This window comes from Emticicia sp. C21 (assembly GCF_003418935.1).
Lineage (GTDB): Bacteria > Bacteroidota > Bacteroidia > Cytophagales > Spirosomataceae > Emticicia.
Genome location: NZ_QVMT01000002.1, coordinates 244,557 through 257,185 on the forward strand (window position 1 = coordinate 244,557; position 12,629 = coordinate 257,185).

6 protein-coding genes are annotated in these 12,629 nt (G+C 38.6%); 1 reads left to right on the forward strand and 5 read right to left on the reverse strand.

Translation table 11 applies throughout. The features are described 5' to 3' along the window. Positions 1 to 84: 84 nt before the first annotated feature. Complete coding sequence (locus D0T08_RS05905; RefSeq protein ID WP_116981683.1) at positions 85 to 423, forward strand: helix-turn-helix domain-containing protein; 339 nt, start codon at positions 85 to 87, stop codon at positions 421 to 423. Positions 424 to 484: 61 nt separating this feature from the next. Here the strand turns inward: D0T08_RS05905 and D0T08_RS05910 are convergent, their stop codons facing one another. The 5 genes from D0T08_RS05910 to D0T08_RS05930 form a co-directional block, all read right to left on the reverse strand. Continuing rightward, the gene (locus D0T08_RS05910) at positions 485 to 1,552 is read right to left on the reverse strand and encodes a DUF4249 domain-containing protein (RefSeq protein WP_116981684.1); all 1,068 of its coding nucleotides are present in this window, start codon (positions 1,550 to 1,552) and stop codon (positions 485 to 487) included. Beyond that, entirely contained in the window at positions 1,552 to 4,071 is a 2,520-nt protein-coding gene (locus D0T08_RS05915) for a TonB-dependent receptor (RefSeq protein WP_116981685.1), read from the reverse strand. The genes D0T08_RS05910 and D0T08_RS05915 overlap by 1 nt, the downstream gene beginning before the upstream one ends. 273 nt (positions 4,072 to 4,344) lie before the next feature. Then, the gene (locus tag D0T08_RS05920; protein WP_116981686.1) at positions 4,345 to 7,674 is read right to left on the reverse strand and encodes a VCBS repeat-containing protein; all 3,330 of its coding nucleotides are present in this window, start codon (positions 7,672 to 7,674) and stop codon (positions 4,345 to 4,347) included. Then, positions 7,671 to 11,018: a VCBS repeat-containing protein gene (locus tag D0T08_RS05925; protein WP_116981687.1), complete on the reverse strand. Its 3,348-nt coding sequence runs from the start codon at positions 11,016 to 11,018 to the stop codon at positions 7,671 to 7,673. The genes D0T08_RS05920 and D0T08_RS05925 overlap by 4 nt, the downstream gene beginning before the upstream one ends. Positions 11,019 to 11,110: 92 nt before the next feature. Continuing rightward, positions 11,111 to 12,592: a RagB/SusD family nutrient uptake outer membrane protein gene (locus D0T08_RS05930; RefSeq protein ID WP_116981688.1), complete on the reverse strand. Its 1,482-nt coding sequence runs from the start codon at positions 12,590 to 12,592 to the stop codon at positions 11,111 to 11,113. Positions 12,593 to 12,629 lie beyond the last annotated feature (37 nt).

A 12,629-nucleotide genomic window follows, 5' to 3' on the forward strand; every position in this document is an offset into this window, starting at 1 on the left:
TTTAATTACCATGCAAATTTCTCGAATTAATGCTATACTTTTGTTATCTGTTACAAAAAGAATAGCGATTACAAAAAGGATACCATGGAATATACACCAGAAGCTTGCAGAAAAGCCAGACTAGCCATGAGAGACACATTAGATGTAGTAGGTGGTAAATGGAAACTCGTATTACTTACAATATTAAGACGTGGCAAGAGGCGGTTTCGTGAGTTATCGAGAGAGGCGGATATTTCGCCTAGAATATTGTCGAAAGAATTACAGGAAATGGAAATGAATGGATTGGTAAGTCGTACAGTTCTTGATACCAAACCTATTACAGTTGAATATGCGCTCACACCTTATAGCGAAACACTGGATGAGGTGTTAAATGCCATGGAAAAATGGGGACAAACGCATAGACAAAAAATAATGTCTACCTGAGTTTTAGCAATGAATGGATTTAATAAGCACCACTTATTTTTTCAATTGATGGTGCTTAATACTACTGTAGCAATGGAGGCAAATTATGGCCAATATTATATTCAACAAATCCGGCGGTCTGACAATCCCAAAGCTGGAATTTTGAGTATCTGTAATCAAACACGCCGATGTCAATAAGCATTTTGTTATAGGCATCTGTTGGAACATTTTCAAAACGATTAATGGTGAGGCGTCGCTTAGTCACCCCTCCTACTACAAACGCGCCTAAAACTTCCTGCCGAGGGTCTGATATACATTTCAGATTCCCCACAATCTGCGCGGGTATTTTATCGAAGATGCCTCCGCCTACAGTTCTTTGGTCTTCTAGTCTTTGCCAGTAATTATATATGGTTTTAGAAACTGAATAAATATCTAATTGCATAATCCAATCGGTGTAATCTTTATAGTCGACGCTGCCTATTGGTATGGGAATATTCTTTCCATTCACTAAAAAATCTTTTAGTAAAACAGGTTGGCTATTGAAAGGAGCTCGCCAACATTTATTATAGCAAACAGGAGTAGGCTGGGGCAAAGGTGGTGGCGGCGGACAGATAGTAATAAACTGAATGAAGTCCTGACGTTTGATAAAATAGTAATCTTCAGTTGCTGCAGGGTCACTTATCTCTGCTGTTACATTAAATTTCATATCAAGGGCTTTCTCAGCATTTACAAAAGTGTAATCAAGCTTATTAAATACAGCAGGAGCTTTCAATTCAACTAAATCAGATTCAATGGCTTTGCCATCATTGGTCGTGATTTTTAGTTGATATTTCTGCCCGATTATTCCTTTGAATATTGGAGATGCCTCGTAGTAGCCATCTTGTGTTTCTGACATGTTATATACATTACCTGAACCATCCACAATTCGTACGTGTGCCTGTGTCACGGGTTTTCCCATGTATTCTGAGGCATCATAAGGATCATAAGCTGTAGCTCTACTCAGTCTCACATGGTATGGACCTGAAAGATTGTTCACTTCTCCGTACACCACAATAGCATTGGTCTGGTTGCTCGCTTCAAAGTCTGTCAGTTCAGTTTCACAGGAAGTCAGCCAGCCTATCAGGAATAAAAACAAATATATCTTTTTCATCAGAATTTGAAATTGTAAGTAAGTGATGGAATAGCAGCGCCTAAAACCGAGAGTTTATAGGTTTTAGCCTGTGTACGCAAACCTGTGGCCGATTTGAAATAAATAGAATAAGCATTCTGACGAGCTAGGATGTTATAAATAGAGAAATTCCAGCTACCCTGCCATTTCTTTTTTTCTTTAGCATCAATGGTAATCCCTAAGTCTAAACGCATATAATCAGGAATCCGCTCGGCATTTCTTAGCGTGAAGCTTGGAGTAGAATACCCATCTAATAATTGATAAATAGTAGTCGGCTGTAAGAATTCATATACTACCCCATTGTAGACATAAGTACCCTTGTCGAATCCGGCTCTTGGATTCAATCCGGCTTTTACCATATAGTCATACACATCACTAAATGCTGTGATTTTATATCTTCCGTTCGGATAGGTAATCGGCCGCCCGGTATTATAAGTAAAATTTACATTGAATGTCGTGCGCTTTGTCCATCGGTTATTGAGTACCAATTTAAAATTATGTGGCGAGTCAAAGTTGGCAGGGAATCTTAAACCAAAATTAGCCGATATTTGATCTTCAGTAGCAGGAATCTGGCGGAAAGTTCGGGAGTAGGTATAAGAAAACCAACCTGTGAGTTTTTTACCCCGGGCTTTTTTGAGAAAAAACTCTGCACCATATGCAAAGCCCTTACCTACCAATAGCTGTGTTTCGATGGTTGGATTCAGGTAAAGCGCAGCGCCGTCAATATAATCTACTACGTTTTTGAGGTCTTTGTAATAGACTTCTAAAGAAGTTTCATAAACATTACTTTCTCTCCCTACAAAGTTCTTAAAAAAGCCAATGGAATACTGGTCGGCTATTTGTTGAGGTATCTGCTGATTACTGTTTTTCCAGACATCAGCGGGTGAAATAGCCATAGTATTAGAAATCAGATGCATGAATTGCTGCATGCGATTATACCCCAGTTTGATTGAGAAATTGGTGTCTAATTTAAAGGCCAGAGAGACACGTGGCTCAAAGCCCCCATATGAGTGTATCACCGAACCTTTCCGATAATTGAGAGTATCAATAATAGTCTCTACTTCACGTGGTGTACCCAATTGATAGTTATAAAACTTGCCTGGGCCAAGTAATTGATAATAAGCATAGCGTAGGCCATAATCCAAACTAATGGCTTTTCCCAAACTGATGCTATGCCCCACATAAGCCGCCATTTCTCTCGATTGCTCAACAGGCATGGAAAATGTATTGACTATTGATTCTGCAGAAGTAGGTGAGAGGCTTCCGGCATCGTTTGTATACTGACTGAACTCAAAACCAAAGTCTAATCTACTTTTGTTAGATAACTCATAGCTTAAATCCTCTCTGATAGATTTCTGAATGATAGAAGGTGTCCATTTATATTGATAAGGAGTACTCAAACCCTCAATACCATATTGATATTTACTTAGAAATGCTGTGAAATTATGTGCTAACTTGCCTTTGATCAAGGCATTATGTTTTAAACTGATGTTGCTCGTATTCCAGAAATATAAGGTGTCACTACCTAATTTAAAGGCATCATTGCTTGAATAGGCTGATAGCGATATTCTTTGATTCTGCCCAAATTTATGAGTGGCTTTTACATTGAAATCATAAAAATTAGCTTTGCTTTGTTTGAGGGCCTCGTTTGGAAAATAACGGAGATAAAAATCAGATAAAGAACCTCTTGCGGCAACAATGATAGAAGTTTTGCCTTTCCATAAAGGGCCTTCAACCAATATGCGACTGGAAATAGGGCCGACACCGCCTTGCAAACTCCATTTATCAAAATTGCCCTCTCTTAAACGTACATCTAAAACAGATGATGCCCGTCCACCATACATAGATGGAATACCACCCTTAAATAAACTTATATCCTGCACCATGTCGGCATTGAAAGCCGTAAAAAAACCAAATAGGTGAGAGGTATTGAATAGGGGAACGCCATCTAACAAAACAAGGTTTTGATCCACATTACCACCCCTTACATTAAAACCCGAAGCGCCTTCACCCACCGTTGAAACACCCGGTAAAAGCATGATACTTCTGATAACATCAGCTTCTCCCATCAGATTGGGCAGCTTTTTCAGGGTCTTACCTGAGAGTTTTTCAACTCCCATAATAGTGCGATTAACATTGGCGTCAGATTTTTCGGCGGTGATAACTACTTCATCCAGCAGGCGTTCGATTTTTTCAAGACTTACTTCAATGTGTACGTTCTGGTCTAGAACTATTCTATCCGTTTTTATTTTGTAGCCTAGCATCCGAACAGTAATCTGATAGGTTTTAGGTGCCATATACAAACCAAAATAACCCAATGAGTCAGTATGAACACCAATACTCATACCTGAGAAAAGTATAGTGGCGTTTTCAAGTGGTAAATTTGTTCCTGCTTCTTTTATAGTACCCGAGAAAAGAAAGGTTTTCTTCTGGGCAATAGCGCCTTTATGGATACTCAATAAGAATAGGAGTGTAAAAAAAAGATAGAGTTGTTTATTCATTCATCATTGGGTTAAGTATATCTCAATTGTAAGCAGAAGCGGATCCGCTCTGGGCAGACCTTCTTATTGAATAAATAATAGGGAGTTCAAGTATAAAAGTTAGTCACGCTGATTTAAAGATATGACGAATTTTATAGGCTTTTAGTTGGATAAAAGGCCTTTGAATTTTGACAAGTCTTTGATTTAGTTTTGCGTAGATTCAATGATAAATATTTAATGGGGCTGGCAAGCCAACCCCACCAGATTTTAATAGCTAAGTGTTTGACTGATATCTTACTTCAATTTCCTGAAAACCTGCATTTTGTCGTTATTTCTCAATACAAAATATAATTGGGCTTTAGGCGTATTAATCACTTTAATATCGCGCACATCACCCTCTTGTAAAAAGCCTGTATCTGTAGGTACTAGTGCTTTGAAATCTCCTTTGCCATTTCCTTTCAGAATCAAGCCATAAGAAGCATCGTATCGTGCCTGATACATATTAGCTCCATAGAAATTGCCACCAATCAACACATCTAAATTACCATCACCATCTACATCTTCTGTTCGAAGTGCCATGATTTTTGATACTTGTGCCAGATTTGGTAGCGATTTCAATTTAAAAGTTTTATTACCCAGATTTTCGATATAAACCGATTCAAAAGTATTGACTAGCTTTTCTTCGGCACCATCTAGTTCTTTTGAGTTGAATACCTGTTCAATGGTTTTGCCCGAGAAATCTTTATAATCAACATATTTTTTATTGATAATACTCGGAATCTGCTTACCCATCTCGTCCTTACCATTTACCGGATACCATTTATCCCCTCTGCTATAAGCTAAGATATGGTCTACCGCATCATTTTTGTCAAAATCTTTGGTAAACATTCTCAATTGCCCGCCCTCATGCTTTCTGAATTTGGTGTTGGTACCTAAGTTACCCACTACAAAATCAATATCGCCATCTTTATCAAAATCTCCGGCAGTTATACTACTCCAGAAACCAGTAAACTTGCCTAACTGATTATCTATCTGTTTGAATTTGCCTTTGTTATTTTCAAAAGTTTTAATCGGCATCCATTCGCCTACAACAGTTAGGTCAAGGTCGCCATCTTTGTCTATATCAGTCCATACAGCATCGGTAATCATACCTGCCTGGCGAAGTTCGGGAGCAATATTTTTAGTGGCGTCAGTAAACTTCCCTTTGCCATTATTCACTAACAAATAAGAATTAGGCGATTTGCCATATTGATAACCAACCACTCGTCCACCAACAAATAAATCAAGGTCACCGTCTTTATCGAAATCGCAGGCACGAACGCAAGATTTATTATCAAACATTTTTGGTAAGGCATCAGCAGATATGGTAAAGTTTCCTTTGCCATCGTTCAGATATAAGCGGTCAAATTGTTCGACCATTTCTCCATAAAATTCATTACCTCCGGTCACCACATATAAATCAAGGTCTTTGTCGCCATCTGCATCAAAAAATAAGGCATCTACATCTTCTAATAGAGAATCAGCTTGAAAAGCAGATTGTTTGCTCCTAATGAATCCGCTGCCTTTTTGCAGATATAATTCTCCGGCCTGATACTTCGCCCCTCCCACATAAAAGTCTTCCAAACCATCACCATTCACATCACCAACGGCCATTTTTGGCCCTTCAGTAGATACCTTAAACGGAATCAATAATTCACGGGTAAAATCAAAATAAACGTTTTCCTTATGCACAAACGGAATATTTTCGGCAGTAGTAATATTTTCAAATAGTGGCGTTTGCGGTACTTCAAACTGATAAGTGCTACCATCCAGTTTAGCATTGTTCTGGTCTAAAGTAAGGGTTTTGTTAATGGCAGGATTGACAATCACTTCCATTTTCTGGTTTTCCCATATCACTATCAGCGAATCTACTTTTGGCGTTTTTCCGATACCAAAAATCAACGAGGGCTCAACTGAACTCATAAAACCACGCGTTGGCATCAACTGTTGCAATTGTTCACCGTCACTTGTTTTCAATATTACCTTGGCTCCTATACCAAAGGTGTTTTTATCATTGCCTTTCAACTTGACCTTAATGTAGTTATTGCCTACTGTTTCTCTGCTTTGATTCAGATAAATCCCTGCAGTTTCATTAAGGTTATTCGTAATTAAATCTAAATCCCCATCATTATCTAAGTCGGCATAGGCGCTTCCGTTAGAGACATTTTCTTCTTCAAAACCCCAGTCAATTGATTTATCCTGAAACTGTAATTCTTTCGTGCCTTTATAGAGATAATTATGCCATTTGCCGCTTGGCATTTTATCAATAGCCTGTTGGTCTAGCTCATGAGAGGTAGGAAGATTATAATGAAGTGAATCGCTGGCAATGAATTTCAGATAATCTAAATCATTAGGCCTTCTCAAAATACCATTCGTTACAAAAATATCCTTGATTCCATCCCCATCATAATCAGCCATTAACGGGCTCCAACTCCAATCGGTAGCTGCTACACCTGCCATCGGGGCAATATCGCTGAAACGCTTGCCACTCATGCTCAGTTGCAAACAATTACGGCTATATTGATTGAAATAACCAAATTGTAGTTTATAGAGATATATATCCAGCGGGTCTTCACCAACCGACGATTTTTCGACTTTTTCATCTTCCGGATACATGTCTAAGGTCATAATATCCTGAAAACCATCATTATTAATATCAGCTACATCAGAACCCATTGAAAAACGACTCAGGTGAGTGAAGTGCTCTTTAATGGCTTCTTTAAATGTGCCATTTTTCTGATTGATATAGTAATAATCATCTTCATGGAAATCGTTACTCACATAAATATCTAACCAACCATCGTTATCAATATCAGCAACCGAAATACCTAAGCCATAACCCATAGCTGCCTGATAGATGCCGGCTTCTTTGCTCACATCAGTAAACTTGCCATTATCGTTGCGATAGAGATAATCTCCGGCTTCGTTGTCTTTGAGCATGCGGGTATTTACACGATCGTAAGAACGGGTATTATGCACCGCATGATTGAGTAGATAACAGTCTAAATCTCCGTCTTTGTCGTAATCGAAGAAAGCGGCTTGGGTAGAGAAACCTGTGAAGTCCAGGCCATATTCATTAGCTTTTTCAGTAAAAGTCAGGTCGCCGTTATTGATATATAATTCGTTAGAACCTTCCAGACCTTTATAATTTGAAACAGCGCATATATAAATGTCCAATAGACCATCGCCATTCACATCGACCATAGTTACGCCTGTTTTCCAGTCAGAAAAACCACCGATTCCAGCCTTTTCTGAAATATCCTCAAACTCAACCGGACTATCTTTGGTTTTACCTTTATTAAGATAAAGCTTGCTTTTACCTTGATTTGACACAAAAAACAGGTCGGTTAAGCCATCATTATCAATATCCCCTGCTGCTACACCTCCGCCATTATAGAAATAAAGATAATCGAGAATATTGAAATCTTTGGTTTCAGTGATATTGTTGGCAAAATCAACTTTACTTTGGGTGGCTGATAGTTTATTGAAAAGCTTTACTCCATCATCTTTCTTTGACTTACTACACGAACTAAAAACTATAACCGATAAACTGACTATACTAACTAATTTTACTATTGACTTCATTTTTTCTGCTTTTTAAAACTGAAAACCTGCGCTTTATCGTTGTTCTTGGCCAGCACGAGCATTTCTTCAGTTGCATTAGGGTTGTGTATCATTGTTTTTACTTTATACATTTTTCTCACCTGTCCCAGGGTTTTAAATCCTGAGTTATCAGGGTTAATGGCTTCAAACTCTCCTTTTCCTTTTCCCTGAAGCAATAAACCATAGTTGGCATCAAAACGCCCCCATTCCGGCAAAACATCGTAGAAATTTCCGGCCAGAACAATATCCAATATACCGTCATTATTAAAATCACCAGTTTCAATGGCATAAATAGGAGATAGTTGGGCTTGCATAGGTAAGGCTTTTAGCGAGAAATTCCCCTTGCCATCGTTAATCAAGAACGAAGTTTGGGTATAGGTAATTTTTTTGCGTATACCATCTTTCATCTGTTCTGCCGTAAAAATATCCTCAATGCTTTTATTGGCATAGTCTGCATACTTAATGAACTTCTTTTTAATAATAGGCAAGGCTCTTTGTAGTTCGCCTTTTAATACCATCGGATAAGTTTTGCCGTCTTCAGTTACGCATGAGATTATCTGCTCGGTAGTACCATTTTTATCAAAATCATTTACATCCAAATAGGCAGGATATTTAACTGAAGCTTTCAATTTGGTATTTTCGCCTAAATTACCTACAATAAAGTCTGTATCTCCATCACCATCAATATCAGCTGGTTTCAGGCAATTCCACATCCCTTCAGAATCTTTAATGGTTTCTTTCAAAGTAAGCGTGCGACCTCTGTCATTCTTAAAGACCACAATACTGCCCCAATCTTGTGTAACCACCAAATCTACAAAGCCATCTTTATCAATATCTATCCATTCGGCATCGGTTACCATGCCTAAATCATTGATTTGTGGCATGTAGCGTTTTGATAGATTCTTGAATCCTCCGGTACCATCATTGATATATAAATTGCTCGCAGGGCTCAGGCCGTACTTACCCGGAATCATCCGCGAGCCTACAAATAGGTCTAAATCTCCGTCTTTATCAAAATCAGCAGTGGTTACACATGAACCGTTTTCATTGATAGGAGGGAAGCGCAGGTCTCTTTTGAAATTGCCCTTGCCATCGTTTAAGTATAACACATCATGTAGTTCTGGTGCGTTTTCTTCAAATTCATTGCTTCCCGTTACGACAAATAGGTCCAGGTCTCCGTCTTTATCGGCATCAAAAAACAAGGCATCTACATTTTCGGTAGTACCATCAAAAGCAAAATCCGGCTGATTGGATTCTGCAAACTTTCCATTTTTCTGTTGAATATATAGCTTCTTGGGTTGTCCGGTTGCGCCACCCAAATAGATATCATCCAAGCCATCTCCATTTACATCGCCAACTGCCAGAGCCGGACCTTGGGTAGAGTACTTCTGTTTCAATAAAACATCTCTGTTATAATCAACAAAATTGCTTTCCTGATGGGTATAATCAAGTGTACTATTAGTAATATCAGTGAATAAGAATTGTTTTACAGATGGAGTAGTGCTAAAAATCTGATTGGCATTTTTATAATCTAAAACCAGACTTGCATCTGCTTTCGGATTTTTCAATACCTCCATCTTATCATCAGGCCATACAATTTTAAGCGAATCTATATTGGCATTCTGGCCTAAACCAAATACTAACTGGTGGTCGCTTGACGACTGGAAGCCTCTGTTAGGCATTTGCTGTAATACTTTCTTAGCCCCTTGCTGATACACAGTAATAGTAGCCCCGATGCCATTCAGGTTTTTACCTGTGCCTTTCAGATGTATGCGCAGAAAGTGATTTTTATTTACCTCGTTGGTTTTGTTTTTATAAACCGAAAGCGGGGCATTTACATTATTTACTACTAAATCTAAGTCACCGTCGTTATCCAAATCACCATAAGCTGCACCATTAGAGAAGCCAGGACCTTCTAATCCCCACGATTTAACGACATTGCTAAACTGCAGATTGCCATTATTTTTATAGGCATAGTTAGGAATAGAAACGGAAGAGATTTTATCGGTAAATTCTTTATAGTCGAATTTTTTGCCCTCGAGCATTTGTTGCATTGTATTTCGGTCGCCCAAAAACTCTACAAAATCCTGATCTGTCAGGTCTTTGGCAATGCCATTGGCTACGAAAATATCTTTCATTCCATCGTTGTCCATATCAAAAATCAATGCTCCCCAACTCCAGTCAGTGGCGTGTACGCCTGAAAACTCGCCTATCTCACTAAATGTGCCATCGCCATTGTTCAGGTGTAGCATGTTCCGCATATACTGGTGCCAGAAACCACGTTCCTTTTTCATCTCCGACAAATTATAGCTTTCAAAAACACTGGTGGTTTTCAAGCGTCTGTCGTCGGCAGGCAACATATCTGTTACAAAAATATCCAGGTTACCATCATTATTTATATCAGCAATATCAGCGCCCATAGAGCTAAGGCTGATATGCGCCATCTGGTTTTCTAAGTCTTCTTTAAATGTACCGTCTTTCTGATTGATATATAGGTAATCACGCTCGTAGAAATCATTAGAAATGTAAATATCCAACCAATTATCATTATTTACATCACCAATGGTGATACCCAAACCGAAACCAATCAAACTTCCGTAAATACCTGCCTGCTCGCTTGCATCAGTAAATTTCAGACTTCCTTTGTCACTATCGTTTCTGAATAATTTATGCCCTCCTAATCTGTCACGCTCATTACGTAAATTTATATAACCTAACCTGTCAATAGGTGTAAAGCTATTGTTAAGCAGGTACATATCTAAATCGCCATCACGGTCATAGTCAAAAAAAGCGGCATGCGTAGAAAACCCCCCATCTTCCAGACCTACTGCTTTTGCCATTTCCTTGAACGACGGAATACCGTTCTGTCCTACACCCTGATTCATATATAACTGATTACCCCGTTGATCCTGGCTACCTGAATTACACACATAAATGTCTAATAGGCCATCTCCATTTACATCGGCAAATGTTACACCAGTCGACCAGAATTTTTTACCTACAATACCTGCTTTAATTGATACATCTTCAAACTGAAAAGTTTTGCCGTCTTTAATGCCTTTATTGAGATAGAGTTTATTGTCTTCAAAATTGGAGGTAACAAAAATATCAGAGAACCCATCGTTATTTATATCACCAATAGCCACCCCGCCACCATTGTAGAAATTGCGGTAATTAAAAATATTGAATTCTTTCTTTTCTAAGCTTCTGTTTACAAAGTCGATACCAGTTTCAGAAGCCGGGAGGGATTCAAAGAGGGTATCTTCTTTTTTACTACAGGAGAATAGGAAGAAAGAACAAAAAATTATAAAAAGTATTTTTTTCATTGGTATAGGTTAAATGTCAGCAGCTTGGTCTGCCGGCTGTAAAATAAAAAGGCAGACCACATCTGATCTGCCTTTTTTAAGCTCATATATGATTAATACCCAGGATTTTGTTTCAATAATGGGTTTGCATCGATACGAGGTTGAGGAATTGGGAACAATTCTCTGTTTTTATCAAGATTCTTCATGAATTTTCTTTCTTTAGAGAAAGTCCCGAAACGGATCATATCGTTACGTCTCCAACCTTCCCAAGCAAATTCACGCCCTCTTTCCGCTAAAATATCAGCTTCAGTTAAAGTAGCCAATGCAGGAATACCAGATCTTGTTCTGATAGAGTTTACACCTGTTAGAGCCTCAGCAGTTTTACCTAATCTGAAAGCGGCCTCAGCTTTGATCAGGATAGCATCTGCTAAACGGAATACAACAAAGTCATTGCTTTGGTCGCCATTAGGGTTATTTCTCTGAATCTCATATTTTTGAGAACGAGCACCTGCTATCTGGAACTCAGGGTCAGCATCAGTCATCTGATCTTTGTTGAAATCAGTAACAAACGCCAAAGGTTGGTTTTTAGCATCTAACAATGGCGTACCATCAGCTGCATATTGCTGGCCTGTCAACCACATTTTCACACGGGCATCTTTTGAGTCGAAAGAGTTATAGAACTCTGCTAAAGTACAGAAACCATTCCATGGAGCATTACCTAAGTTATACGTACGTTGGTTAGCATAGTGTAGGGTTCTCATCTGGAAGTTCATACCACCTGCTTTGAAGTTATCGTAAGGCACTGCCCAGATATTTTCAGTTGAGCCTTGATTTTGAACCACAAAGTTATCTAATGTATTAGCTGATAAAGCATAACCGTTAGCTGAGGTAATAACTTTATTGATAGTATCGTAAGCTTTTTGCCATTCAGGAGCACCTTTATAAACACCTGCATTAAGATATAACTTAGCTAAAAGCATATTAGCTACGTCTTGATTCATACGGCTATATACTTTAGCGGTATTCAGGTTTGGAATATTATCGGTTAATTCTTTCTCGATGAAAGCATATACTTCTGCACGGGTTTTAGTTCCGGCATTTGAAGCGGCATCGGTTACGATAGGCACATTACCAAACAAATCAATTGCCATGAAGTAATAGAAAGCACGAATCGCTTTAAGCTCAGAAACTGCTTTCGGGTTACTTTTCACAACTACCATTAATTGGTTTACTTGTGAGATATTACCAAAGATAAAACCCCAAGCATTATTAATAGGGCCGTGTTGCGATGTCCAGGTATGGCGAGAATACGCCAACCAGTCACCATTATCATACCAGTCACCACCACGGGTCGGAACGATTAATTCATCGGTAGTTGCTTCACTTGGGTTAAACCAGTTGTCAGTCATACCTCTTAAACCACCATAAGCAGGCCCTAATACGGCAGCAATCTGGTCGTCAGTTTTAGGGAAATTACCGTCATCAATAATAGAGCTATAAACCGGCTCTGTAAGGTCAGTACATGACTGCAAGCTGATTAGACCTAAGCTAAGCGCCGATACAGAAAGTACTTTTATAATATTTTGTCTTTTCATTTTATTGATATTTTAAATCAGTCTTTGTATATACGAT

Bases quoted from the DNA above. Each gene is read 5' to 3' on its own strand.
- D0T08_RS05915 (WP_116981685.1), bottom strand. From the start codon at position 4,071: ATGAATAAACAACTCTATCTTTTTTTTACACTCCTATTCTTATTGAGT.
- D0T08_RS05920 (WP_116981686.1), bottom strand. From the start codon at position 7,674: ATGAAGTCAATAGTAAAATTAGTTAGTATAGTCAGTTTATCGGTTATA.
- D0T08_RS05910 (WP_116981684.1), bottom strand. From the start codon at position 1,552: ATGAAAAAGATATATTTGTTTTTATTCCTGATAGGCTGGCTGACTTCC.
- D0T08_RS05930 (WP_116981688.1), bottom strand. From the start codon at position 12,592: ATGAAAAGACAAAATATTATAAAAGTACTTTCTGTATCGGCGCTTAGC.
- D0T08_RS05905 (WP_116981683.1), top strand. From the start codon at position 85: ATGGAATATACACCAGAAGCTTGCAGAAAAGCCAGACTAGCCATGAGA.
- D0T08_RS05925 (WP_116981687.1), bottom strand. From the start codon at position 11,018: ATGAAAAAAATACTTTTTATAATTTTTTGTTCTTTCTTCCTATTCTCC.